A 24226-nucleotide genomic window follows, 5' to 3' on the forward strand; every position below is an offset into this window, starting at 1 on the left:
CCCGGGACGCTCAGGGCGCCATGCGGAAGTGCTGCCAGCTGCCGTCGCGGCGCTCGTAGCGGAGACGGTCGTGCAGGCGGCTGGGCTGCCCCTGCCAGAACTCGATCATCTCGGGGATGACGCGGTAGCCGCCCCAGTGGACCGGCCGAGGGATCTCCTGGCTCTCGTAGGCCTGCTCGAAGCGGTGCTGGCGCTCCTCGATCCAGGTACGATCGGGGATCACCACGCTCTGGGTGGCGATCCAGGCGCCGAGCTGGCTGGCCCGCGGGCGGCTGGCGAAATAGGCGTCGGACTCCGCGGGGCTGACCTGCTCGACCCGCCCCTCGACCCGCACCTGGCGAGAGAGGGACGGCCACCAGAACACCAGGGCGGCATGGGGCACGTTGGTCAGCTCGCTGCCCTTGTGGCTGTGGTAGTTGGTGTAGAAGACCAGGCCCTGGTCATCGATGCCCTTGAGCAGGACGATGCGGGCGTGGGGCCGGCCCTGGCTGTCCACCGTGGCCAGGGTCATGGCATTGCCGTCGTCGCCCTCGCTCTCCAGGCCCAGGGCAAGCCACTCGTCGAACAGCTCCATGGGGTCCTCGGTGGCCTGGGCCTCGTCCAGCTGCCCGCCCTCGTAGTCGCGTCGGATATCGGCGATATTGCGTGTCATGATGTTCTCCTCGAAGTTTGTTGCATGGTCGCCGGTCCGGGCGGCGAGCTCAACACCAGAATCGTCGTGGGCCATGGATTTGTGCGAATAAGCCGATGCCGGTCAAGCACCTCGCTTCGTCAGGGCGTCCAGCCGATCTGCACCATGGCCATGTAGGCCCCGGTGCCGGCGACGATCGAGAGCAGTGCGTGCCGACGCCAGAGGTGGAGGAGGGCCACGACCAGGGCCGCCACGACCATGGGCCAGCCGTTCGCGGCGGCGTTGAGCTGCCCCTCGGCGAGGGGGCGGAAGTCCCGCAGGGCGTAGATCACCAGGATCATCATCACCGTGGGGGGCAGGTAGCGGCCCAGGTGGAGGATCAGCGGGTGGTCGGCCTGGCGGGCCAGGGCCATGAAGGGCAGCACCCGGGTGGCGAAGGTGGCCAGGGCGCAGACCGCGATGAACAGCAGCAGGGTCGGGGTGCTCATGAGGCCATCTCCCCGTGCCGGACCTGCTGCCGACGGTAGTGGATCAGCAGGATCAGGCTGGCGGCGCCGATGGCCCCCAGCAGCAGGTGGCGATCGGGCAGCAGCAGCAGGGCGCCAAGGCCCGTGGCCAGGGCGATCACGAAGGGCAGGGCGCGGCGCAGGCGCCTGGCCTGCTCCAGGGTCAGCACGATGAACAGCGCGGTCAGGGCAAACTCGATGCCGCGGCTGTCGAATTCCAGGGTGGTGCCGATCAGCGCGCCGGCCAGCGACCCCAGCACCCACCAGGCCTGGTTGAGCAAGCTGATCCGGAACGCCAGGCCATGGTCCTGGGCGCGGTCGGCGGGCAGGGTGGTGAGCAGGGAGTAGGTCTCGTCGGTGAGCGAGAAGATCAGGTAGGGTTTGCGCCAGCCGGCACCGCGGAACCGCTTGAGCAGCGAGAGGCCGTAAAAGAGATGGCGCGAATTCAGCATCAGGGTCGCCACCGCGACCTCGACCAGCCCGGCACCGGCAGCGAGCAGCGCCACGGCCAGGAACTGGCCGGCGCCGGCATAGATCACCAGGGACATCAGCAGGGCGGCCCACCAGGCGATGCCCACCTCCACGGCGAGGATGCCGAAGGCCGCCCCGAGGGGCAGGTAGCCGAACATGACCGGCAGGGTAAGCAGGCTGGCGTCGCGCCAGGGGTGAGACGATGACAAGGGGGAGCTCCTTCTGCAGGCCATCGGCATGGGAGGGTGTCATGGAATGGGCTATGGTAAGCCAAATGTTCGGGACTGGCAGCCCGGCTCCGCAGAATCGACTGTAAATAGCAAGGAGGCGAGATGACACGACTGAAGGTCTGGGAGTTGCCGGTGCGACTCTTCCACTGGGGACTGGTCGGAGGGGTGGCGCTGGCGTTCTACACCATGAAGACCGAAGGGGCGCCCTTCGTGTTTCCGATGGATATCCATGCCCGGGCGGGCTATGTACTGCTGGGGCTGCTGCTGTTCCGCTGGCTGTGGGGGCTCGTCGGCGGGGCCCACGCGCGCTTCTCGAACTTCCTTCGCTCGCCGGCCACCCTGGTCGGCTACGCCCGCCAGCTGCTGACCGGGCGGCCTCCCGCCTACGCGGGACACAACCCGCTGGGCGGTATCATGGTGGTGGTGATGCTGCTGTCGCTCTCCTTCCAGGCGGCCAGCGGGCTCTTCCTCACCGATGACATCTTCTTCAGCGGGCCCCTCCACGGCCTGGTGGAGCGCGACACGGCCCGCACGCTGAAGAGCCTCCACCACCTCAACGCCAACCTGCTGGTGGCGCTGATCGCCGCGCACCTGCTGGCCCTGGTGGTGCATCGGCTCAAGGGGGAACGGCTGGTCGGGGCCATGATCACCGGCCGCAAGACGCTTCACGCCGTCCCCGAGGACGAGCCGGCCGAGGCGCCGGTGCCGCGCCGGGTCAGCCCCTGGGTGGCGCTGGGCGTGATCGCCCTGTCCGCGCTGCCGGTGCTCTGGCTGTGGAACGCCTAGACCCGACCGGCCAGACGCAGCAAGGCGGCCATTCGGCCGCCTTGCTGTCGGGCTGGTGAGTGCGCTGCCTCACTCGGCCCGGTAGTTGTCGTGGCAGCCCTTGCAGCTGTTGGCCACGGCACCCACCTGGCGACGCAGGGCGCCGAACTCCTCGCCATCGTCGACCATCTGCGCCAGGGTGGCGGCCTCCTGCTGGAAGGTCTCCCGGCGCTCGTGGAACCCGTCCCAGTCATCGCCGATACCGGCCAGAGCATCGGTCTCGGCGCCATGGCCGTCGCCCTGCAGGGTGCCGTCCATGAACCCCTCCCAGGGCAGGTTGGCCGCTGCCGCCAGGTTGGCGGCCTTGGTGGCGAAGACCTCCTCGTCGTAGTCGATGTTGCCCTGGGCCATGTCGCCCATCGGCCCCAGTTGCCAGGCCAGGACGCGCAGTGCCGACTGGCGATACTCGATGGCGTCCTCGGGTTCGGCAGCCTGGGCCATGACCGGCAGCATCAGCGCGGTGGAGAGGCCCAGGGCCAGGAGGGGGCGGAAGGTCACGGTCATCACGAACTCCTTTCGTTGGCTTGTCGGTTACGCGGCTTGATGTAGGTCAAGCCCCATCAAGCCTAGCACGCCACCGACTCAGTCGCCGCCGGACCGGGCGCGCAGCTGTCGGCTGCGGAAACGCGCATAGCCGGTACAGCCGGCAAACAGCGCCAGGGAGGCGAAGGCGATCAGCAGCCCCAGCAGGCCCAGGCCGGGGAGGATCGCCACGTTCACCCCGATCATGAAGTAGAGCAGGCTGACGAAGGCCAGCCAGGCGTGGCCGCGGGGGCGGCGGCCGATCAGCGACGGCAGGAAGAGCAGCAGCGGCAGCAGGAAGGCCAGTATCGGTCGCAGGTTGCCTCCCTCGACGCGCAGCAGCAGCACGCCCCAGGTCAGCATGGCGAGGGTCAGCACCAGAAAGCTGCCGAGCACCAGGCGCCGCATCCGGTCGGTGAGAGCATCGAGCCCCTGCTCGTCCTCGAGGCGTTCGAGCCAGGCCTTCATGAGTGCGACTCCTGCAGGGTGGCCAGGGCCATCGCGAGCCGGGCCAGGCGCTTGCCCTGGGCCCGCGCCAACTGGCGCTCGTGGTCATCCAGTGTCCGGTCACTGCGCTTGCCGGCGAGATGGCTGGCCCCGTAGGGGGTGCCGCCGGTGGTCGTCTCCATCAGCTCGGTCTCGCTGTAGGGCAGGCCGGCATAGACCATGCCGTGGTGCAGCAGGGGCACCAGCATGGTCAGCAGGGTGCTCTCCTGGCCGCCATGCAGGCTGGAGGTGGAGGTGAAGGCGGTGGCGGGCTTGTCAATCAGCGCCCCGCCCAGCCACAGCTCGCTGGTGGTGTCGAGGAAGTGCTTGAGAGGGGCTGCCATGTTGCCGAAGCGGGTGGGGCTGCCGATGGCCAGTCCCGCGCAGTGGCGCAGGTCATCCAGGCTGGCGTAGACCGCACCCTCGTCGGGGATCTCGGGATCGACCGCCTCGCAGGTAGGCGAGACCGGGGGCACGGTGCGCAGCCTCGCCTCGATGCCGCGGCAGGATTCGACGCCGGCGGCAAGCTGTTCGGCCATGGCACGGGTCGCGCCGTGGCGGGAATAGTAGAGGACCAGCACATAGGGAAGAGGGGCGCTCATCGGGGCTCCAGCGGCAAGGGTGAGGGCGGGTGATGGGAGGCCGGGTGATCCAGGTCGTCGATCAGCGGGAGACGACCAGGGCCAGCACCTCCTCGGGGGGCCGACCAATCACGGCACGCCGGCCGTCATCGGCGATGGGGCGTTCCATGATCCGGGGATGGGCGACGAGCGCCCTGACCACCTGCTCGGGGTCAGCGGCATCGGCGGCGAGCGCCTTCCACTCGGGCTCCTGGCGACGCACCAGGGCGGCGGTGTCGCCGTCGAGCCGGGCCATCAACACCCGCAGTTCCGGTTCGGAGAGGGGGTCGTCCAGGTAGCGCCGCACCTCGACCGCCACGCCGTGTTCCTCCAGCAGCGCCAGGGCCTGGCGGGACTTCGAGCAGCGCGGGTTGTGGTAGAGGGTGATGGCGGTCATGGGGAACTCCTGGGTCACGGCGGGGCGTCCACGGGACGGGTCGGCGGCTATTGTAGAAGGCCGCGACGCTCGCTCACAACCGCGCGCCGGCGGCGGCCTCCTCGGGCAGCCGTCGATAGACCCAGGCCTCCCGCCCGTCCGCGAGCTCGAGCCGGACCCGCTCGTAGCGGATGCCCAGGCGCTCGTAGCGATCCAGTCGGGCGAGCTCCTCGGCGCTGACCGTGATCACCTCGCCCTCGACCCGCTCGCCGGGCGCCTCCTCGAGATCCAGGCCGGTGCGTCGGAAATCCTCCAGCACCGCCGATCGCGACTCGCCGGCGCGGCCGGTGACCACCCAGCGCACCACGCCCGAGCGCAGGGTACCGTAGACGAACACCTCATGGGGGCCCTCGCCGATGGGGGCCAGCCCGTCCGGCGGGTCGTAGGTGAAGGGGCTGAGCATGGTCAGCCAGAGCCAGCCGGCCACGGCGAGCGGCAGGCCGAGCAGGGTGGTAAGCAGCAGGCGACGTCGGGTCATCGGGCCTCCGTGAGGGACGGCAGCCGCCCTATCGTGACATCCGCGGGAATCGCTGTCTGCCGTCGGCGAAGCACCCTGCCCGGTGGTGAAGTGCGCTGGGCGGCTCTGCTAGGATGGAACTCCCCTTGACGACGGGAGGTGCCCCATGACCCAGCCTGCACGCGATGATCTGGACTTCCGGGCCCTGATGGGCGATGTGGCGCCGCTATCGAGGGCCCGCAACCGGGCCGACCCCGGCCGCCGGCAGGGTGGCCCCAGCGAGGCGCAGCTGGCTCGTCGCGAGAGCGCCGCCGCCGAACAGGCGGGCCGCAACTTCCTCTCCGATGACTTCGTCGATCTCGTGCCGCCCTTCGATCCCCTGGCGTATCGCCGCGACGGCATCCAGCAGGGCGTGGTGGACCGCCTGCGCCACGGTGGCTATGCCGCCCAGGCCAGGTTGCACCTGCTGCGTCGGCCGCTGGAGGAGTGTCGTCGCGCACTGCCTCCGTTCATCCAGGAGGCCCACTCCCATGACCTGCGCTCGGTGCTGATCGTCCACGGTCGCGGCCAGGCAATCGACAGCCCGGCCAACGTGCTGCGCTCCTACCTCGCCAAGTGGCTGGCCCAGTTCGAGGAGGTGCAGGCCTTCGTCTCTGCCCAGCCCTCCGACGGCGGCCTCGGCGCCACCTGGGTGATGCTGCGCAAGAGCGACCGCGCCCGCGCGGCCAACCGCGAGCGGCAGCAGAAGCGGCGGGGATGAGCGGTCGATAGCACACGGAGGCAAGGGCGCCGGGGACAGGTCTGGAGGGGGTCTTTTTCCAGGGAAGGAAAAAGTAGCTTACAGCGAGGTATTCACAGCGCCCACGAACAGGCCTGTCGCCGGGAGAGCCCTTGCCGGGCAAGCTGACGTGCGACAGGCCTGATGATGGTCAAGCGTAGGCGGGGGCCTTCTCGCGGGCCTGCGCCCACTCCCGTTCGCGGCGCCGGAACAGCGGCTCGGGCTGGTCCACCGCCGGCTGGTAGGCGCGGCTGAAGGCGCCGAGGGCCTTCAGGGCATCCTCGACCCACTGGTCCTCGCGCAGCGACAGGGCATCGAAACCGCAGCGGGTCATGAAGTAGAGCTGGTCCACCAGCACGTCGCCGATGGCGCGGATCTCGCCGACATAGCCGTAGCGCTCCCGGAGCAGCCGGGCCAGGCTGTAGCCGCGGCCGTCGGTGAACTTCGGAAAGTCGATGGCGATCAGCGGGGCGTCGGCCAGCTCGGCGGCCAGGGTATCGGTGAGCTCGGTGTCGCTGGATAGCCAGGGGGCCTGGCCGGCACCCGCCTGCCAGGTGGCCAGCGGCACGATGGCCCGCTCCCCGCTCGTTGCGGCGTCGGCGTCGGCGTCGGCGTCGCGGACCAGGATCCAGGCGTCCGCGGCCGGCTGGCCGGCGCGGATCAGGGGGCGTGGGGTGGTGGCTTGATCAGGCATAGACCCGCTCCTTGAAGGGTTTGAGACCGATGCGGCGATAGGTGTCGAGAAAGGTCTCGCCGTCGCTGCGTTCGCCGACGTAGACCTGGAGCAGCCTGTCGATCACATCCGGGACCTTCTCGCGGCTGAACGAGGGGCCCAGAATCTTGCCCAGCGAGGCACCGTTGCCCTGGGCGCCACCCAGCGAGATCTGGTACCACTCCTCGCCCTTCTTGTCGACGCCGAGGATGCCGATCTGGCCCACGTGGTGGTGGCCGCAGGCGTTCATGCAGCCGGAGATGTTGAGCTCCAGCGGACCCAGGTCGTAGAGGAAGTCGAGGTCCTCGAAGCGCTCCTGGATGGCATGGGCCACCGGAATCGACTTGGCATTGGCCAGGCCGCAGTAGTCGCCGCCGGGGCAGCAGATCAGGTCGGCCAGGGTGCCCACGGTGGGATTGGCCAGGCCGAGGGCGTCGAGCTCCTGCCACAGCGCCTCGAGGCGATCCACGGGCACGTCCGACAGCACCAGGTTCTGCTCGTGGGTGACCCGCAGCTCGCCGAAGCTGTATTCGTCGGCCAGGTCGGCGATCTGGTGCATATGCTCCCAGGTGACGTCGCCGGGGGATTGGCCGCGCCGCTTGAGCGACAGGGTGACCGCCTTGTAGCCGGACACCTTGTGACCCTGGACATTGTTGGTCACGAAGCGGGCGAAGGCACGGTTCTCGGCCCGCAGGCGCTCGAACTCGGCAATGGCGGCCTCGGCGACCGGGCGGCGCTCGGGGTCGACGAAGTGCGCCTGCATCGCGGTGACGGTGTCGCGCGTGAGGGTCTGGGGGCCATCCTTGAGATGGGCCCACTCGGCCTCCACGCGGCGGGCGAACTCCTCGGCCCCCAGCGCCTTGACCAGGATCTTGATGCGCGCCTTGAACTTGTTGTCGCGGCGGCCGAACTGGTTGTAGACGCGCACCAGCGCCTCGAGGTAGGTCAGCAGGTGCTGCCAGGGGAGGTCCTCGCGCACCACCTCGCCGATCATCGGCGTGCGCCCCAGGCCACCGCCGGCCAGCACCGTGGCCCGGACCTCGCCGCGGTCGTTGCGCCACAGCCGCAGCCCCACATCGTGCACCTGGATCGCCGCCCGGTCCTCGGCCGCGCCGGTCACGGCGATCTTGAACTTGCGCGGCAGGTAGGCGAACTCCGGATGGAAGGTCGACCACTGGCGAATCAGCTCGCACCAGGGGCGCGGATCGACCTCCTCATCCTCGGCCACCCCGGCGAACTGGTCGGTGGTGGTGTTGCGGATGTCGTTGCCGCTGGTCTGGATGGCGTGCATCTGCACGCTGGCCAGCTCCGCGAGCATGTCCGGCACGGTCTCGAGCTTCGGCCAGTTGAGCTGCAGGTTGGTGCGGGTGGTGAAGTGGCCATAGCCGCGGTCGTAGTCGCGGGCCAGGTCGCCGAGCTTGCGCAGCTGGTAGGCGGCGAGCATGCCGTAGGGGATGGCGATGCGCAGCATGGGGGCGTGTCGCTGGACATAGAGGCCGTTCTGCACGCGCAGCGGCAGAAACTCCTCCTCGCTGAGTCGGCCGGCCAGATAGCGTTCCATCTGGCCCCGGAACTGGGCGACGCGTTCATTGACCAGGGTCTGATCGTGAGAGTCGTAGCGATACATTCAGCCGATCCTGCTGCAGTGAAAGTGGCATGGCGTAACCGCCACCATACCGACCGGCTTTTATTCTTGGAAAGAATAAATACTTATAGTTTTTATGCAAAAAGTAATTACCGGCTGGGTGCTGGGCCCGGGCCGCCGTCAGATTTTCAGCTGCTGCCAGCGGCGGCGCTGCCAGATGGCGGCGAACCAGGCCGAATTCAGGCAGCGGTAGCCGAGCTGGGCCCACCAGATGCCGAGCAGCCCCTGCTCCAGGCCCACCCCCACCCACCAGGCGAGCGGCAGGAACACCAGCCACTGCAGGCTCAGGGTGGTGGTCATTACGGTGCGGTTGGCGCCCGCACCCAGCAGGGCCTGGGCCAGCACCAGGGCCGCGGCATCGAGCACGATCATCAGCGCGGTGAGCTGCAGCGGTAGCCGGCCGAGCGCGATCAGTGCCGGGTCGTGGAGGAACAGGCCGAGCACCCGGTCCGGGAAGAGTGCCATGGGCAGGGCCAGGGCCGCGAGGCAGAGCCAGGCGAGGTGCACCACCTCCCAGCCCCAGCGGTGGGCGTCGCCGTGGGCCTCGCGCCCCAGCGCCTGGCCGACCAGACTCATGGCGGCCATGCCGAGTCCCACGCCGGGCAGGATCAGCAGCAGCGACAGGTTCACCAGCACATGGCCCACGGCCACGCTGGCGGTGCCGATCTGGCCGAGGATCCAGAACAGCACCGCGTAGCCGGCGGCGAACCACAGCTGCTGGAAGGAGTGAGGCATGGCCAGGCGCAGGGTGGTGAAGAAGGTGAGTCGCCGCGGCAGCCCGGCGAGGAAGCCGCTGGCGGAGGCGTGCCGGGCGCTGAGCGCCGCCCAGATCACCAGGCCGGCGAACAGCGACAGGCTGGTTCCCGCGCCGGCCCCGGCGGCCCCCATGGCCGGCAGCCCGAGGTGGCCGAAGATCAGGCCGATGCTGGCCAGCACGTTGATGAGGTGCATGACCAGGATGATGCGCAGGTAGATACCGGTCTGCTGGATGCCGTTCCAGTAGCCGCGGAAGCAGAAGATCATCGCCACGGCGGAGAGCGACAGCACCCGCCAGCGGAAGTACTCCACCGCCACCGCGTTCACTGCCGGGTCCTGGTTGAGCAGGGCGAGCAGGCGGGGCGCCTGCCACAGGCAGAGCAGGGTGATCGGCAGGGCGGCGATCACGGCGATCACCAGGCCCGCATTGAGCGGCATGGCACGTCGTTCCCAGTCCTCCTCACCGTGACGGCGCGCGGTCTGGGCCTGCACGCCGGAGGAGAGGCCGAACACCAGGGCGGTGATCATGAACATGGCATAGCCGCCGATGCCCACGCCGGCCAGCGGCACCTCGCCCAGCGAGCCCACCAGCGCGGCGTCGATCAGGTTGATCAGGCTCTGCGACAGCATCCCCGCGATGATCGGCAGGGCGAGGCGCAGGATCCTCTTGCGTCGGGTAAGCTCGGGCAGCATGGGCATCCGCTGGGTCGGAAATCACAGCCGCCGGCGTGTGTCGGCGGCCTGGGCTCAGGCCGGGTCGTAGGAGAGTACCGGCGACAGCCAGCGTTCCAGCTCCTCCAGGGACATCTGCTTGCGCTCGGCCATCGCTTCCACCTGATCCCGGGTGATCCTGCCCGTGGAGAAGTACTTCGACTGCGGATGGGAGAAGTACCAGCCGGCCACCGCCGCCGCCGGCCACATGGCGAAGCTCTCGGTAAGCGTCAGGCCGCTGTTGGCCTCGGCATCGAGCAGGCGGAACAGGGTGGCCTTCTCGGTATGGTCCGGGCAGGCCGGGTAGCCCGGCGCCGGACGGATGCCCTGGTACTTCTCGGCGATCAGCGCCTCGTTGTCCAGCGACTCCTCGGGCACGTACCCCCAGAACTCCTTGCGCACCCGCTCGTGCATGCGTTCGGCGAAGGCCTCGGCCAGGCGGTCGGTCAGCGCCTGTACCAGAATGGCGTTGTAGTCGTCGCCCGCCGCCTTGTACTGCTCGGCCAGTGCCTCGACCCCGTGGCCGGTGGTCACCGCGAAGCCGCCGATCCAGTCAGGCTTGCCGCTCTCCTTCGGGGCGATGAAGTCGGCCAGGCTGTAGCAGACGCCATCGCGGTTCTTGGCGGTCTGCTGGCGGATATGGTGCAGCCGTTCGACCACCTCGGTACGTGACTCGTCGGCATACACCTCGATCACGTCGTCGTCGACGCTGTTGGCCGGCCAGATGCCGATCACGCCGCGGGCCTGGACGCGCTTCTCGTCGATCAGCTTGCGCAGCATGGCCCGGGCGTCGTCGAACAGGTGGCGCGCGGCCTCGCCGACCACCTCGTCATCGAGGATCTTCGGGTACTTGCCCGAGAGCTGCCAGCTCATGAAGAAGGGGGTCCAGTCGATGCGCTCGATCAGCTCCTCGAGGTCGTAGTCGTCGAATGCCTTGAGGCCCGTGAAGGCCGGCCGCGGCGGGGTGTAGTGGGTCCAGTCGACGGTGAACTTGCGCGCCCGGGCCTCGGCGTAGCTGAGCTCGGCAGCCTTGGGGCGCCGCCGGGCGTTGCGCTCGCGCACCTTCTCGTACTCGGCACGGATCTCGGCCACGTAGGCCTCCTTGAGGCCCGGCGAGAGCAGCTTGCCGGCCACGCCCACGGCCCGAGAGGCGTCGGTGACATAGATCACCGGGTGCTCGTAGCCGGGCTCGATCTTCACCGCGGTGTGCGCCTTGGAGGTGGTGGCGCCGCCGATCATCAGCGGCAGGCTGAAGCCCTGGCGCTGCATCTCCTTGGCGACGTGGACCATCTCGTCGAGCGACGGAGTGATCAGGCCGGAGAGGCCGATGATGTCGGCATTCACCTCCCGTGCCGTCTGCAGGATCTTCTCCGCGGGCACCATGACGCCGAGGTCGATGACCTCGTAGTTGTTGCACTGCAGGACCACGCCGACGATGTTCTTGCCGATGTCGTGGACGTCGCCTTTCACCGTGGCCATGACGATCCGGCCCTTGGCCTGCTGGTTTTCCTGTTCGCTCTTCTCGGCCTCGATGTAGGGAATGAGATAGGCCACCGCCTGCTTCATCACCCGCGCCGACTTGACCACCTGGGGGAGGAACATCTTGCCGGCACCGAACAGGTCGCCGACCACGTTCATGCCATCCATCAGCGGCCCCTCGATCACCTCGATGGGTCGCTCGGCACGGCTTCGGGCTTGCTCGGTGTCCTCCTCGATGTAGGCGGTGATGCCCTTGACCAGGGCGTGCTCGATGCGCTTCTCGACCTCCCAGGAGCGCCACTCGAGGTCCTCCTTCTTCGCCGCGCCGCTGCCGTCGCCCTTGTACTTCTCGGCCAGGTCCACCAGGCGCTCGGTGCCGTCGGAGCGGCGGTTGAGCACCACGTCCTCCACCGCCTCGCGCAGCTCCTCCGGCAGGTCGTCGTAGACCGCCAGCTGGCCGGCGTTGACGATGCCCATCGACAGGCCGGCGCGGATGGCGTGGTAGAGGAACACCGAGTGGATCGCCTCGCGCACCGGGTTGTTGCCGCGGAAGGAGAACGACACGTTGGAGACCCCGCCGGAGACCATGGCGTGGGGGAGGTGCTCGCGGATCCAGCGGGTGGCCTCGATGAAGTCCACGGCGTAGTTGTCGTGCTCCTCGATACCGGTGGCGATGGCGAAGATGTTGGGGTCGAAGATGATGTCTTCCGGCGGAAAGTCCAGCTCGTCCACCAGGATCCGGTAGGCGCGCTGGCAGATTTCGGTCTTGCGGGCGAAGGTGTCGGCCTGACCCACCTCGTCGAAGGCCATGACCACCACGGCGGCACCATGGCGACGACAGATGGTGGCCTGCTCGCGGAAGGCCTCCTCACCCTCCTTCATCGAGATGGAATTGACCACTGCCTTGCCCTGCACGCACTTCAGGCCCGCCTCGATGATCTCCCACTTGGAGGAGTCGATCATGATCGGCACCCGGGCGATGTCCGGCTCGCCGGCGACCAGGTTGAGGAAGCGCACCATCGCCTCCTCGGACTCGAGCATCCCCTCGTCCATGTTGATGTCGATGATCTGGGCGCCGTTCTCCACCTGCTCCAGGGCCACCTCCAGGGCGGTGGTGTAGTCCTCCTCGACGATCAGGCGCTTGAAGCGCGCCGACCCGGTGACGTTGGTGCGCTCGCCGACGTTGACGAACAGCGAGTCGGCCCCGATGTTGAACGGCTCGAGCCCCGAGAGCCGGCAGGCCCGCGGGCGTTCGGGCACCGCGCGCGGCGCAAGGCCCTGGATGGCCCGGTGGATAGCGGCGATATGCTCGGGGGTGGAGCCGCAGCAGCCGCCGATGACGTTCACCAGGCCGCTCGCGGCGAACTCGCCGACGATGGCGGCCATCTCCTCGGGGGTCTGGTCATACTCGCCGAACTCGTTGGGCAGGCCGGCATTGGGGTGGGCGGAGACGAATGTGTCCGCCTTGGTCGCCAGCTCCTCGAGGTAGGGACGCAGCTCCTCGGCCCCCAGGGCACAGTTGAGGCCGACGGTGAGGGGGCGGGCATGGCGCACCGAGTTCCAGAACGCCTCGGTGGTCTGGCCAGAGAGGGTGCGGCCGGAGGCGTCGGTGATGGTGCCGGAGATCATCACCGGCAGGCGCTCGCCACGGGCCTCGAACAGCTCCTCCAGGGCGTAGATCGCCGCCTTGGCGTTGAGGGTGTCGAAGATGGTCTCGATGAGGATCAGGTCCGCCCCCCCCTCGATCAGCGCCTCGGCGGCCTCGAGATAGTTCTCGCGCAGCGCATCGAAGGTGACGTTGCGCCTGGCAGGGTCGTTGACGTCCGGGGAGAGCGATGCGGTGCGCGAGGTCGGCCCCAGCACGCCGGCCACGTAACGCGGCACGCCGGTCTCCTCGGCCACTGCATCGCAGACCTCGCGGGCCAGGCGTGCCGCCTCGCGGTTGAGCTCGGGGACCAGCGACTCCATGCCGTAGTCCGCCTGGGAGAGCCGGGTGCTGTTGAAGGTATTGGTCTCGACGATATCGGCCCCGGCCTCCAGGTACTCGCGGTGGATCCGCGTCACCAGGTCCGGGCAGGTCAGCACCAGCAGGTCGTTGTTGCCCTTGAGGTCGCTCGGCCAGTCGGCGAACCGCTCGCCGCGGAAGTCGTCCTCGGAGAGGCCGGCATTCTGCAGCATGGTCCCCATGCCGCCGTCGAGCATCAGGATGCGTCGGGACAGGCTGTCGGTCAGGGTGGCGGTCTGGGCGGTAGGAACGGCGGCCATGGGTCGGGTCAATCTCCAGGGTGTTCAGCGTCGGGGACTCGGCTGGCGGCGGGCTTCTTCGCGCCCTTCGGCCCCCATGCTCGGAGGGCGTGCCACCAGTGGCAGGCGGCCGCGTCACGGGAGGGCATCGGCGGCCGGATAAGCCCACCATGGTAGCAAAAGGCGACGCCTCAGGGCAGTAGGGAGCAGGGCCCGCGGCCCCTCCGCTCAAAAACCGAGCAATTCACTCGGGATTGTCTCATCGCGTCGCCTCGCTTACCATTGGGGCATGACATTCCCGGCACGCGGCCTCGAGACGTACCCCCGTTACCGCGCCGCGGCCCGACCAGCGAGAATCCCATGAGCGAACCGATCCAGATCACCGACAGTGCCCAGGACTACCTTGCCGAGCTGCTCGAGAAGCAGAACGTCGAGGGCATCGCCGTGCGCATCTTCATCACCCAGCCGGGCACTCCCTACGCGGAAACCTGCCTGGCCTACTGTCGCCCCGGCGAGGAAGAGCCCACCGACGAGCCGCTGGAACTGCCCAAGCTGCGGGTCTACCTGGACAAGAACAGCCTGCCGTTCCTCGAGGAGGCAGTGGTGGACTTCAATGCCGACCGCATGGGCGGACAGCTGACCATCAAGGCCCCCAACGCCAAGATGCCCAAGGTCAATGCCGACAGCCCGCTGGAGGATCGCGTCAACTACATCCTCTACAGCGAGATCAATCCCGGCCTCGCAGCCCACGGCGGGGAGATCAAGCTGGTCGAGCTGACCGAGGAGCAGGTAGCCGTGCTGGCCTTCGGCGGCGGCTGCCAGGGCTGCGCGGCGGTGGACCTGACCCTCAAGGAGGGCGTCGAGAAGACGCTGATGGAGCGCATCCCGGAGCTCGCCGGCATCCGCGACGTGACCGACCATACCGACACCACCAACGCCTACTACCGCTAGGGCGCGACCGGGAGGCGCCCACCTCGCGGACGCCTCCCGCTACTCCCCGACTCTCCCTGAAGGCTCCGCTGCGGCGGGGCCTTCGTCGTCTTCGTCGCGCGCCTCCCGGGCCGGCGGGGTCTGCCACAGGCAGCGGTGGAGCTGCGACTCCAGGTCACGCAGCCGCCTCGCCTGCTCCTCCAGCAGGCGCTTCTGCTCGTCGATGCGCGCCTGGAGCAGTTCCTGCTCGTGCTGGCGGGTGCGCAGCTGCTCCTCCGCCTGGCGCCGGGCCCAGTCGACCTCCCGGTGTCGCTTCTCCTCGTCGGCGAGCCGTCCCCGGGCCTCCTGGAGCTGTGCCTCGAGGCGCTCCAGCCGCCGGTCCTGCTGGGCCTCCCGGGTCGCGGCGGCCTTCTCCGCCGCCTGGCGCTCCTGTCGCGCCTCGTCGAGCAGCCCCATCAGCCGCGCTTCGGCGCTCTCGTGGCGCTGCTCCTCCTGGGCCAGGCGCTCACCGTGCCGGGTGTCGCGCTCGGCCAGCGCCTGCTGGTGCTCGCCGGCCTGCTGCTCCATCTGCTGCTGCTGCCGCGCCAGCGCCTCCTCGAGCTGCGCCTGGCGCGATGCCATCCGGCCCTCCTGCTCGAGCAGGGCTTCGCGCTCCGCTTCGCTGCGGGCGAGGGCGGCGCTGCGCTCCTCCAGGCGCTGCTCGGTACCAGCCAGGTGGGCGGCCAGCGCGGACTCCCGCTGTTCGGCATCCTCGACGCGCCGCTGCGCCTCGGCCATCTGCTCGCGCGCTTCCTCGGCGCGCCGGTCGGCCTCCTCGCGATAGTGGGCCAGCGCCTCGTTGGCGGCCTCCTGGGCCTTGTGCCACAGCGCCTCGGCCAACTCCTGCAGGGCGGCGGGCATGCCGCGCGGCGGGGGAACGTCACGGTTCGCCTCGCGACGGACGCGCCATTCCCGCATGTGGTCGCTGATGGTGGTGAAGCTGCCGGTGCCCAGCACCTCGCGCACCTTCTGCACGCTGGGCGACTCCCCGCGAGCCAGCAGGTCGTCGATCGCCCGCTGTACATCCTCGTACTGCACTCCGCTGCGCGCCATCTCGCTCTCCTTGTCCGGTCATGGCCCAGGGGCCCCATGGATGCCGGCAGCATAGCGCGGCATGCCCGGCAAGGGAAGGTTATTACATGATACGTTTTATGTAATTTACATTACGATAAATGATATAAATTCAAGATTACGCGGCTTATCTTGCTTTTCCATGGGAGTGGCAGGGATACTGGCACGCAGGAAGCAAGGAGCAAGGCGCTATGGGCAGGATGAAAGAGGAGCCAGGAGTGCACAGTGCAGGCCGTGAGCCGGTGCCGGCGGACGCCGTACCCGGCCTGGTGGAGCTTCCGACCGCCGGGCAGGGCGCCCATATCGCCGCGCGCAGTGACGCCGAGGCGGTGGCCCGGTGGCTGGTGGAGTATCGGGCCAGCCCGCGCACCCTGAGCGCCTATCGCCGCGAGGCGGAGCGCCTGCTGCTGTGGCTGGGCGAGCAGGGCCTCGGCCTTGCCGAGGTGAGGCGCGAGCACCTAGATGCCTTCGAGTCCTTCCTGGCCGACCCGATGCCGCGCCACCGCTGGGTGGGGCCGCCCCGGCCGCGTCAGGCCGCCGACTGGAAGCCGTTCCGGGGCCCGCTGTCGCCGGCCAGCCGGCGACAGAGCCTGGTGATCCTTCAGGGCCTCTTCGCCTGGCTCGTCGAGGCGGGCTGGGTGGCCCACAACCCCTTCCGTCTGATGCGGGACAAGCGTCGGCGACTGGACAACCGCCAGCCGGGCATCGAACGCTACCTGGAGCGACCGCTCTGGGTCTGGTTCTGGGCCTGGCTCAACCGGCCGGTGGAGGAGGGCGCGTCACCCCGGGTGCGCTACGAGTGGCAGCGCCGCCGCCTCATCTTCGGCTTCGCCTACCTGCTGGCCCCGCGGATCAGCGAGATGAGCGCAGCGCGCATGGGGGATTTCCATCGGCGTGAAGGCCGCTGGTGGTGGCGGGTGACGGGCAAGGGCAGCAAGGTCGCGCGGGTGCCGGTACCGCCCGACATGGCGGCCCTGCTGACGGAGTGGCGGCTCTTCCTGGGGCTCGCTGCGATGCCGCAGCCCGACGACGCCACGCCGTTGCTGCGCGCGCTGGACGGTCGGCGCAGCATCGGCGACAACCGCCTCTACCGGCTGATCCGCGAGACCTTCCGCGAGGCCGCCGAGACGCTGGAAACGGAGCAGGGGGAGGGCGGCCGCCCCGCGGCCATGCGCCTGGCTGCCGCCACTCCTCACTGGCTGCGCCATACCGCCCTGACCCACCAGGCCCAGGCCGGGGTGGAGCTGCGCTACCTGGCTGCCACCGCCCGCCACTCACGGCTGGACACCACCTCCCGCTACCTCCACGCCGAGGACGAGGCCTGGCATCGCCAGCAGTCCCGGCACGGGCTTTCCGTATCGAAGCCCCTTGACTCCCAGAATGGGAGCTCATAATGTTCTCCCAAAAAGGGAGGTCGCGTGAGAGTCATCGCGAAGCGCACGCTGCGAGAGTTCTGGGAACAGGGATTCGAGGATGCCAGGACGCCACTTACCGAGTGGCACAACATGATGTTGAAGGCGTCCTGGGCGACGCCCCAGGAGCTGAAAGCCGAGGTTCGCACGGCAAGCATCCCCAAGGCAGGGCGTGTCGTCTTCAACATCGGGGGCAACAAGTACCGAGTGATCGTCGCGATACGCTATACCCAGCAGATTGCCTGGGTGCGCTTTGTGGGTATCCATGCCCAGTACGATCAGGTTGATGCGGAGACCGTGTGATGAATATCCAGCCTATCCATGACGATGCCGATCTCGCGCGGGCCTTTGCCCGCATGGAGGAGCTCTGGGCCGCAGAGGATGGCACCCCGGAGGCCGATGAACTCGAAGTGCTCTCCATCCTTATCGAGAAGTACGAGGATGCGCACTATCCCGTAGGTCCCTCGGATCCCGTCGAGGCAATCAAGTTTCGCATGGAGCAGCAGGGCCTGACTCAGCGAGACCTCGAGCCCTATATCGGTTCGAGCGGGCGCGTGTCCGAGGTGCTTAATCGCAAGCGCAAGCTGAGTCTCAACATGATCAGGCGACTTCATGAGGGGCTGAAGATACCCTACGAGAGCCTGCTGACCGAACCCCGAGCGGACGCACACGGCACCTGACCGATATAATCGCCTCGTTCACCACAAGGAGCTCCCATGACGACCGAGACCACCGCCGAACAGGCCCAGCAGGCGCTGATCGACGAGTTCGCGATGTTCGACAACTGGATGGATCGCTACCAGTACATCATCGACATGGGCAAGGCGCTGCCCGCCTTCCCGGAGGAGTGGAAGACCGACGAGCTCAAGATCCAGGGCTGCCAGTCCAACGTCTGGATGCACCACCGCCGGGACGGCGAGGTGATCCACTTCGACGCCGTCTCCGATGCCGCCATCGTCTCCGGCCTGATCGCCGTGCTGATGCGGATCTACAACGATCGGCCCGCCGACGAGATCCGTGACACCAGCCCGCACTTCCTCGAGGACCTGGGTCTCGACAAGCACCTCTCTCCCACCCGCAGTAACGGCCTGCATGCCATGCTTAAGCGCATCCACGAGGTGGCGGAGAGCGAGGCCGCCTAGGCCTGACCCCGTGCCGCCGCCCGGGCGGCCATGCGTCTCCCGCGCTCGCGATCCAGGATCGCCTCCGCATCCAGGGCGGCGATGGGGGAGTCGGGCTCCCGCGGGACCTCGCCGGCCAGCTGCAGGGCCAGATAGCGGCCGCAGCAGACCCGCAGGAAGGAGGCGAAATTGGCGGGATCGTGACCCGCCTCGGCGCTCTCCCGGGACAGCCGGGCCACCAGCCGGCTCAGGCTGAGCCCGTCCCGCTGTCCGATCTCCTCGAGCACCTCCCAGAAGAAACGCTCCAGTCTCACGCTGGTGGAGAGACCGTCGAGTCGCATGGAGCGAGTCTGCGCCTCCCATTGGTCGGGATCGGCGCCGATGAAGAGTCTGCACATGATGCCGTCTCCTGCCTGGCGGGCCCATCGCCCGCGCGCTCATCATGAGGGCGGACGACAGGCGCCGCAAGACGGGGCCTCAGGCGTGGGCGATGCGCGTTCCCAGCACGGCCAGGAACTGGGCGATCCAGTCGGGATGGGCGGGCCAGGCGGGGGCGGTGACCAGCTTGCCATCGGTGACCGCGGCATCCACGGCGATGTCCGCGTAGCGGCCACCGGCCAGTTCCACTTCCGGGCGGCAGGCGGGGTAGGCGGAACAGGTGCGCCCCTCGAGCACTCGGGCGGCGGCCAGCAGCTGGGCACCGTGACAGATCGCCGCCACCGGCTTGTCGGCCTCGAAGAAGTGGCGCACCAGGGCGATCACCGACTCGTTCAGGCGCAGATACTCGGGGGCGCGGCCGCCGGGAATGACCAGCCCCTGGTAGGCGGCCGGGTCGACGGTGGCGAAGTCGGCATTGAGCGTGAAGCGATGACCCGGTTTTTCGGTGTAGGTCTGGTCACCCTCGAAATCATGGATGGCGGTGGCAATGCTCTCGCCCGCCTTCCTGTCGGGGCAGACGGCATCGACCCGGTGGCCCACCGCCTGCAGGGCCTGGAAGGGCACCATGATCTCATAATCCTCGACGAAGTCACCGCACAGCATCAGCAGCCGTTGACCGGACATGGCGTATCTCCTTTGTAGGGTTGTCATATAAAGGGGAGCTTACGCTGTCAGTCTGGCACAGGCATGCGACGCCAGGGTGTTAGCCGGCTACTACAGGCCGTGGGTCCTGGGGGGGCTCAGCGCCGCTCGGCGCGATCCCCGGGCTCACGCGGCCTGAACTGCTCGTCGAGCTCCGGGTCCTCGCGACACAGCGCCTCGCTGGGACCCCCGGGCACCGGGTCGATGCCGCCCTCGCAGCCCGGGTGGCAGCGCGCGATGCGCCGCGCCGCCAGCAGGCCGCCCCGGAAGGGCCCATGCACCTGGATCGCCTCCACCGTGTAGCTCGAGCAGCTCGGCCAGTAGCGACAGCGCGGCCCCAGCAGGGGGCTCAGCGTGACCTGGTAGACCTTGACCAGGGCGATCATCAGCCACCCCAGGCCGCGGCGCAGGCCGCGGCGCAGGGCGCGCAGCAGCCGGGCCAGCCAGGCGGCGAGGCAGGGCATCTCAGGTCTTGCCGTAGAGGGTGTCGGGATCGATCAGCGGGGCCGAGGTGACCCGCGCCGCGTCGCCCTCCAGGGCCACGTAGAAGCAGCTGCGCCGCCCGCTGTGACAGGCGGGGCCGGTCTGGTCCACCTGCAGCAGCAGGGTGTCGCCGTCACAGTCCAGGGACGCACCCTTCAGGTGCTGCTGCTGGCCGGAGCTCTCGCCCTTGCGCCACAGCTTGCCGCGCGAGCGCGACCAGTAGCAGACCCGCCCGGTGCGCAGGGTCTCTTCCAGCGCCTCGCGGTTCATCCAGGCCATCATCAGCACCTCGCCGCTGTCGTGCTGCTGGGCGATGGCGGGAATCAGCCCGTCATGGTTGAAGCGGATCGCCTCGAGGATCTCGCCGATCGGGCGGCGGCTGTCGCATTCGGCCCGCTCCAGGGCCTTGAAGAGTTCTTGCATGGCGGGTGTCCGGGGTTGGTCGATATCGGTGGCGCGGCGTGACGATCAGGACGCCGGCGCGGCGCCGTGGCAGGCCTCGCAGTGGCCCAGCAGCTCGATGGTCTGGCGCTCGACGCAGAAGCCCAGCTCGCGGGCGCGCCGGAACAGCTGGGCGTTCACCTCATCGAGGTGCAGCTCCTCGACCCGGCCGCAGAGCCGGCAGATCAACAGCTGGAAGCCATGGGCGTGCTCGGGGCAGGGACAGGCCACATAGGCGTTGAGCGACTCGATGCGGTGCACCAGTCCCTGATCGATGAGGAACTCCAGGGCACGGTAGACCGTCGGCGGCCGGGCGGAGGCGTGTTCCGCGGCCAGGCGGTCGAGCAGGTCATAGGCCTTCAGGCTGCCCGGCGTGTCGGCGATCATCTCCAGCACGCGGCGGCGGATCGGCGTGAAACGCACGCCGCGCTGCTGGCACTGCCGTTCGGCCTGGTGCAGCAGGGCATGGGAGTCGGTCATGGCAGCCTGCGGTGGCGAAGTGGAAGGCAACATTCTACGCACCGCCCGCGTGCCGGGCCAGTCGGCCCGTCACGCGGGCTCAGCCGGGCTCGAACGCGGTGGCGACCTCGGCACTGGTCTCGAGCTCGCTGTGTCGGGCAAAGTGCTGCTGGGCAAAGGCCACCCGCGCCTCGGGTGCCACGCCCTCCGGCTGCCGCTCGATCAGGTCGAGCCGATTGCGCAGCCCCTCGCCGTTGGCCATCTGGATCGCCAGGCCGGGACGGGCGTTGAGTTCCAGCAGCATCGGCCCCTGGTCGCGATCGAGCACCATGTCGGTGCCCAGGTAGCCGAGCCCGGTCATCTCGTAGCAGCCGGCGGCCAGCAGCAGCAGGGTGCGCCAGTCCGGAATATGCAGGCTGGCGAGCTCGTGCCCGGTATCGGGGTGGTCGTGACGGGTGCGGTCGAACTGGACGCCGCGGATGGCCGTGCCGGTGGCGATATCCAGCCCGACCCCCACGGCGCCCTGGTGGAGGTTGGCCTTGCCGTCCGATGCCGCCGTGGAGAGGCGCATCATCGCCATCACCGGGTAGCCCTTGAAGACGATGACCCGGATATCGGGCACCCCCTCGTAGGTGTACTCGGAGAGCCGTTCGTCGAAGTTGATCAGCGCCTCGATCACCGCCACGTCGGGCGAGCCGCCCAGCGAGTAGAGGCCGGAGAGGATGTTGGAGACATGGCGCTCCAGGTCGCCCAGGCCCAGGCGAGCCCCGCTGGGCTTGACGAAGGCGCCATCCTCGACGTGCTCGATGACCAGTATCCCCTTGCCGCCGCTGCCCTTGGCAGGCTTGATCACGAAGCCGTGGTGGCCGTGCAGCATGCCGCTGAGCTGCTTGACGCCGAACTGGGTGGTGACCGTACCGATCAGCGCCGGCGTGGTGATGCCGTACTCCTGGGCCAGCAGTTTGGTCTTGAGCTTGTCATCCACCAGCGGATAGAGCCGCCGGTTGTTGTAGCGGCCGATGTAGCGGATGTTGCGCCGGTTCATGCCGATGATGCCCTTGGCGCGCAGCTTGCCGGGGGAGGTCCACATGGCGCTCAATCCTCAGTGACCGGCTTGAAGCGACGCAGCTCGAGCAGCCGGTAGCCGGTGTAGTTGCCGAGCAGCAGGATCAGCGCCATCAGGATCATCTGCACCCCCAGGAAGTTGAAGGTGATGTGGCGCACCCAGGGGTTGTTCATGGCCAGGTAGGCGACCACCGCGGTGAGCAGGCTGCCACCGCCCTGGATCAGCACCTGCTTGGGCCCTTCTTCCTCCCATAGGATCGACATCCGCTCGATGGTCCAGGAGAGGATGATCATCGGGAAGAAGGTGATGGTCAGCCCCGCATTGAGGCCGAAGCGGTACGAGAGCACCGAGAAGAGCGAGATGATGGCGATGACCGTGATGATCACCGCCGTGACTCTCGCCACCAGCAGCAGGTTCAGGTAGGAGAGATAGTTGCGGATCACCAGGCCCACCGCGACGATCAGCAGGAAGCCGACCAGGCCGGTGATCAGGGTGGTCTGGATGAAGGCCAGGGCGATCAGCACGGGCATGAAGGTACCCGAGGTCTTGATGCCCACCAGCACGCGCAGGATGACCACCACCAGAGCGCCGATGGGGATCAGCAGGATGGTCTGGAACAGCGCCTGTTCCTCCAGCGGCAGGCTATGGATCGAGAAGTTGAGCAGGGTGTCCTCGGCCAGCTGGTTGCGCACCGCGGCCGCGGCGGGCTGGTTGTGGGTCAGCATCGAGAAGGTGACCCGCGAGTTGGTCCCGCCCTGGACCTCCAGCACGGCCTGGCCGGAGGACTCCCAGAGCAGCAGGTTGTCGGGCCGACCCTGCTCGCCGGTGGCCGGGTCGAACAGCGCCCAGCGCTCGCCGTCGAAGACCTGGACCCAGTTGGCCAGGGTCTGACGCCGGCGCCCGTCCTCCAGCAGCAGGCCGCTGACCTCCCGTGCGGGCACGCCGGCCTGGTTGAGCAGGCGCACCAGCAGCGGGCCACGCTCGAACTGGGTCAGCAGCAGGCGCGTGTTCTCGCCCTGGCGCTCATCGCCGAAGTCGCGGATCAGCTCCCGGGCGAAGGTGAAGGAGTCGGCGCTGCGGCTCCAGGCGCGCTCGATCACCTGGGCGGCGGCGGTGTCGTAGGGACGCTCCCAGACGATATCGCGGCGCAGCGGCGGGGGCGTGACCTCGGGCGGCCGCGAGTCCGGGGCGACCAGCAGCTGGGTGGTGTAGTAGAGCTGCTGGCTGCCGGAGGCCTCGCGGATCGACCACTGGGCGCGGCGCGCGCCGCCTTCCTCCAGGAAGGAGAGCCCGAAGCCGGGCGAGGCAGTATGTTCGGTGAGCAGCCGGAAGCCCTGCTGGTTGGACGGCAGCGCCATGTCCACCAGCACCGGTCCACCCTGGGCATTGAAGTTCACCAGCGCCTCGACCTCCCACACCTGGCGCTGTTCACCCGGCGTCCAGGGAACCTCGAGGGCGACGTGGCGATGGACGCTCAGGCCGATCCCGGCCACCAGCAGCAGGCCGACGAGCAGATAGAAGGGCAGTCGTGACATGGGTCATCCTTGCAGGGAGAGGGGGCCCGGGTGGGTCTGACACTCAGGCCTCTTCGTCATCGTCATCTCGATCATCTTCCTCGTCGAGCTCGGCTTCCTCTGCCGGGCGCCCGCCGGGGAATTCGGGGCGGTCGTGAAGGTAGGCCTCGGCCACATCGATCACGGCGATATCCATCAGGAAGCGCCTGCCGAGCAGCACCGGGTAGTTGAGGTGGCTGCGGTCGTTGAGGGTGAACTCGACCGGCTCGCGGATCGGCCCGAGGGTCATCATCAGGCTGACCACCGGCCGGGACTCCTGGCCCGCGGCCTGCAGGATGCGCACCCGGCGCTCGATGGGCGCCTCGATCCACTCGTCGCGCACCCCCTCGACCACGGAGTCGTCCTCGGCCAGGCCGAGCTTGAAGCGGACCCAGTTCTCGCCGTCGCGCTCGAAGCGGGTGATCTCGCTGGCCGATAGGGACGAGGTCTGGGCGCCGGAATCGACGCGGGCCTTCAGGTAGGTCCCGACGTCGGGCAGCCCGATCCACTCGCTGCGGCCAACCACGGCCTTGTTGGCCAACCCGAGCTCGTCGGCGGCGCACTCGCGCGTGATCACCATGGGGTCGCCGTCGGCGCGCTCCAGGCGCTCGATATCGGCCCGCAGGTGGCGCAGAAGGCTACCGACCTCGCGGACGTCGGCGCTGAGCGAGTCCTGGCCGCGGGTCTGGGCTTCGACGCTCTGGCGCGTCAGGTCACAGCGGGCCGCCAGGTCGGCCTCGAGGCGGTCGATGCGAAAATGGAAGGCATCGGGGCCGAGCACGGGTTCCGGCTCCGAGGGCTCGATGGGCAGGGCACAGCCGGCCAGCAGCAAGGCAAGGGACAGGGCTCCGGTGGGCAGCAGGCGTAGGGGCATTAGGCAAGGGCATTCCTTGAATGGGTGGCATGATGATAAGGAGTCGCCGGCAGGGTTGTCCAACGGGGGATGGCGCAAAGCGTGTCAAGAATCGCGCTTGTCGCGTAAGGGAATGTCACCGAGGCACACCCGGGCATTCCTTATTTAACATAATATACATTATGCGAACTTATGGAGTGGTCAGCTTT

Annotated in this window: 28 protein-coding genes; 7 read left to right on the forward strand and 21 right to left on the reverse strand. The window is 68.5% G+C overall.

Annotation, left to right across the window (positions count from 1 at the left end; translation table 11 throughout):
• Positions 1–10 precede the first annotated feature (10 nt).
• The 3 genes from pdxH to NFC98_RS09160 form a co-directional block, all read right to left on the reverse strand.
• The gene (gene pdxH, locus NFC98_RS09150) at positions 11–652 is read right to left on the reverse strand and encodes a pyridoxamine 5'-phosphate oxidase (RefSeq protein WP_254274699.1); all 642 of its coding nucleotides are present in this window, start codon (positions 650–652) and stop codon (positions 11–13) included.
• Positions 653–771: 119 nt separating this feature from the next.
• Positions 772–1119, reverse strand: a complete 348-nt coding sequence (locus NFC98_RS09155) for a branched-chain amino acid transporter permease (RefSeq protein WP_254274700.1) — start codon at positions 1117–1119, stop codon at positions 772–774.
• Entirely contained in the window at positions 1116–1817 is a 702-nt protein-coding gene (locus tag NFC98_RS09160) for an AzlC family ABC transporter permease (protein WP_254274701.1), read from the reverse strand. Before NFC98_RS09160 ends, NFC98_RS09155 begins: the two co-directional genes overlap by 4 nt.
• A gap of 123 nt (positions 1818–1940) precedes the next feature.
• Between NFC98_RS09160 and NFC98_RS09165 the strand changes: the two genes are divergently transcribed.
• Positions 1941–2624 (forward strand): cytochrome b/b6 domain-containing protein, encoded by a 684-nt coding sequence (locus NFC98_RS09165; protein ID WP_254274702.1) that lies wholly within the window; start codon positions 1941–1943, stop codon positions 2622–2624.
• 69 nt (positions 2625–2693) lie between these two features.
• Here the strand turns inward: NFC98_RS09165 and NFC98_RS09170 are convergent, their stop codons facing one another.
• From NFC98_RS09170 to NFC98_RS09190, 5 genes are all read right to left on the reverse strand, one after another.
• Positions 2694–3167, reverse strand: coding sequence for a cytochrome c (locus tag NFC98_RS09170; RefSeq protein ID WP_254274703.1), 474 nt, complete (start codon positions 3165–3167; stop codon positions 2694–2696).
• A gap of 78 nt (positions 3168–3245) precedes the next feature.
• Positions 3246–3653: a DUF2069 domain-containing protein gene (locus NFC98_RS09175; RefSeq protein WP_254274704.1), complete on the reverse strand. Its 408-nt coding sequence runs from the start codon at positions 3651–3653 to the stop codon at positions 3246–3248.
• Positions 3650–4273, reverse strand: coding sequence for an NAD(P)H:quinone oxidoreductase (gene wrbA, locus NFC98_RS09180; RefSeq protein ID WP_254274705.1), 624 nt, complete (start codon positions 4271–4273; stop codon positions 3650–3652). Before wrbA ends, NFC98_RS09175 begins: the two co-directional genes overlap by 4 nt.
• 61 nt (positions 4274–4334) lie before the next feature.
• Positions 4335–4688, reverse strand: a complete 354-nt coding sequence (gene arsC, locus NFC98_RS09185) for an arsenate reductase (glutaredoxin) (RefSeq protein WP_254274706.1) — start codon at positions 4686–4688, stop codon at positions 4335–4337.
• Positions 4689–4761: 73 nt separating this feature from the next.
• On the reverse strand, positions 4762–5205 hold the full coding sequence (locus NFC98_RS09190; protein ID WP_254274707.1) for a gamma-glutamylcyclotransferase family protein: 444 nt from the start codon (positions 5203–5205) through the stop codon (positions 4762–4764).
• 145 nt (positions 5206–5350) lie between these two features.
• On the opposite strand from NFC98_RS09190, the gene smrA reads away from it, so the two are divergent.
• Complete coding sequence (gene smrA / locus NFC98_RS09195) at positions 5351–5944, forward strand: DNA endonuclease SmrA (RefSeq protein ID WP_254274708.1); 594 nt, start codon at positions 5351–5353, stop codon at positions 5942–5944.
• 169 nt (positions 5945–6113) lie between these two features.
• Here the strand turns inward: smrA and NFC98_RS09200 are convergent, their stop codons facing one another.
• The 4 genes from NFC98_RS09200 to metH form a co-directional block, all read right to left on the reverse strand.
• Positions 6114–6656: a DUF934 domain-containing protein gene (locus tag NFC98_RS09200; protein ID WP_254274709.1), complete on the reverse strand. Its 543-nt coding sequence runs from the start codon at positions 6654–6656 to the stop codon at positions 6114–6116.
• Positions 6649–8301 (reverse strand): nitrite/sulfite reductase, encoded by a 1653-nt coding sequence (locus tag NFC98_RS09205; RefSeq protein WP_254274710.1) that lies wholly within the window; start codon positions 8299–8301, stop codon positions 6649–6651. Before NFC98_RS09205 ends, NFC98_RS09200 begins: the two co-directional genes overlap by 8 nt.
• Before the next feature lie 138 nt (positions 8302–8439).
• The gene (locus NFC98_RS09210) at positions 8440–9768 is read right to left on the reverse strand and encodes an MATE family efflux transporter (RefSeq protein ID WP_254274711.1); all 1329 of its coding nucleotides are present in this window, start codon (positions 9766–9768) and stop codon (positions 8440–8442) included.
• Positions 9769–9822: 54 nt separating this feature from the next.
• Positions 9823–13530 (reverse strand): methionine synthase, encoded by a 3708-nt coding sequence (gene metH, locus NFC98_RS09215; protein ID WP_254274712.1) that lies wholly within the window; start codon positions 13528–13530, stop codon positions 9823–9825.
• A 339-nt stretch (positions 13531–13869) separates the two neighbouring features.
• On the opposite strand from metH, the gene nfuA reads away from it, so the two are divergent.
• Complete coding sequence (gene nfuA, locus NFC98_RS09220) at positions 13870–14460, forward strand: Fe-S biogenesis protein NfuA (RefSeq protein ID WP_183330575.1); 591 nt, start codon at positions 13870–13872, stop codon at positions 14458–14460.
• 39 nt (positions 14461–14499) lie between these two features.
• On the opposite strand, the gene NFC98_RS09225 is transcribed toward nfuA, so the two are convergent.
• On the reverse strand, positions 14500–15531 hold the full coding sequence (locus NFC98_RS09225) for a DNA-binding protein (protein ID WP_254274713.1): 1032 nt from the start codon (positions 15529–15531) through the stop codon (positions 14500–14502).
• Positions 15532–15815: 284 nt separating this feature from the next.
• Between NFC98_RS09225 and NFC98_RS09230 the strand changes: the two genes are divergently transcribed.
• Genes NFC98_RS09230 through NFC98_RS09245 form a run of 4 tightly spaced genes read left to right on the forward strand, consistent with a single transcriptional unit; the run spans position 15816 to position 18103 of the window.
• Entirely contained in the window at positions 15816–16943 is a 1128-nt protein-coding gene (locus tag NFC98_RS09230; RefSeq protein ID WP_254277817.1) for a site-specific integrase, read from the forward strand.
• 24 nt (positions 16944–16967) lie between these two features.
• Positions 16968–17264 carry a type II toxin-antitoxin system HigB family toxin gene (locus tag NFC98_RS09235; RefSeq protein ID WP_254274714.1) on the forward strand — a complete coding sequence of 99 codons (297 nt, stop codon included), beginning with the start codon at positions 16968–16970 and terminating at the stop codon, positions 17262–17264.
• The gene (locus NFC98_RS09240; RefSeq protein WP_254274715.1) at positions 17264–17641 is read left to right on the forward strand and encodes a type II toxin-antitoxin system HigA family antitoxin; all 378 of its coding nucleotides are present in this window, start codon (positions 17264–17266) and stop codon (positions 17639–17641) included. Before NFC98_RS09235 ends, NFC98_RS09240 begins: the two co-directional genes overlap by 1 nt.
• A 36-nt stretch (positions 17642–17677) precedes the next feature.
• Positions 17678–18103, forward strand: coding sequence for a SufE family protein (locus tag NFC98_RS09245; protein ID WP_254274716.1), 426 nt, complete (start codon positions 17678–17680; stop codon positions 18101–18103).
• Here the strand turns inward: NFC98_RS09245 and NFC98_RS09250 are convergent.
• From NFC98_RS09250 to NFC98_RS09285, 8 genes are all read right to left on the reverse strand, one after another.
• Positions 18100–18480, reverse strand: a complete 381-nt coding sequence (locus tag NFC98_RS09250) for a ribbon-helix-helix domain-containing protein (RefSeq protein WP_254274717.1) — start codon at positions 18478–18480, stop codon at positions 18100–18102. The genes NFC98_RS09245 and NFC98_RS09250 overlap by 4 nt on opposite strands.
• Positions 18481–18559: 79 nt before the next feature.
• A complete protein-coding gene (locus tag NFC98_RS09255) occupies positions 18560–19144 on the reverse strand; it encodes a DJ-1/PfpI family protein (RefSeq protein WP_254274718.1) in 585 nt (194 codons plus the stop codon).
• Positions 19145–19260: 116 nt separating this feature from the next.
• Entirely contained in the window at positions 19261–19626 is a 366-nt protein-coding gene (yidD, locus tag NFC98_RS09260; RefSeq protein ID WP_254274719.1) for a membrane protein insertion efficiency factor YidD, read from the reverse strand.
• Position 19627: 1 nt separating this feature from the next.
• Positions 19628–20068 carry a phosphoribosyl-AMP cyclohydrolase gene (hisI, locus tag NFC98_RS09265; protein ID WP_254274720.1) on the reverse strand — a complete coding sequence of 147 codons (441 nt, stop codon included), beginning with the start codon at positions 20066–20068 and terminating at the stop codon, positions 19628–19630.
• Between the two features lie 45 nt (positions 20069–20113).
• A complete protein-coding gene (locus NFC98_RS09270; protein ID WP_254274721.1) occupies positions 20114–20566 on the reverse strand; it encodes a transcriptional repressor in 453 nt (150 codons plus the stop codon).
• A 79-nt stretch (positions 20567–20645) separates the two neighbouring features.
• On the reverse strand, positions 20646–21635 hold the full coding sequence (locus tag NFC98_RS09275; protein ID WP_254274722.1) for an alpha-L-glutamate ligase-like protein: 990 nt from the start codon (positions 21633–21635) through the stop codon (positions 20646–20648).
• Positions 21636–21640: 5 nt separating this feature from the next.
• The gene (locus NFC98_RS09280) at positions 21641–23146 is read right to left on the reverse strand and encodes a UUP1 family membrane protein (protein ID WP_254274723.1); all 1506 of its coding nucleotides are present in this window, start codon (positions 23144–23146) and stop codon (positions 21641–21643) included.
• A gap of 43 nt (positions 23147–23189) precedes the next feature.
• Positions 23190–24038, reverse strand: coding sequence for an ATP-dependent zinc protease (locus NFC98_RS09285; protein ID WP_254274724.1), 849 nt, complete (start codon positions 24036–24038; stop codon positions 23190–23192).
• Between the last annotated feature and the right edge of the window lie 188 nt (positions 24039–24226).

The sequence above is a fragment of the Halomonas sp. 3H genome, assembly GCF_024206005.1.
Taxonomy (GTDB): domain Bacteria; phylum Pseudomonadota; class Gammaproteobacteria; order Pseudomonadales; family Halomonadaceae; genus Halomonas; species Halomonas campaniensis.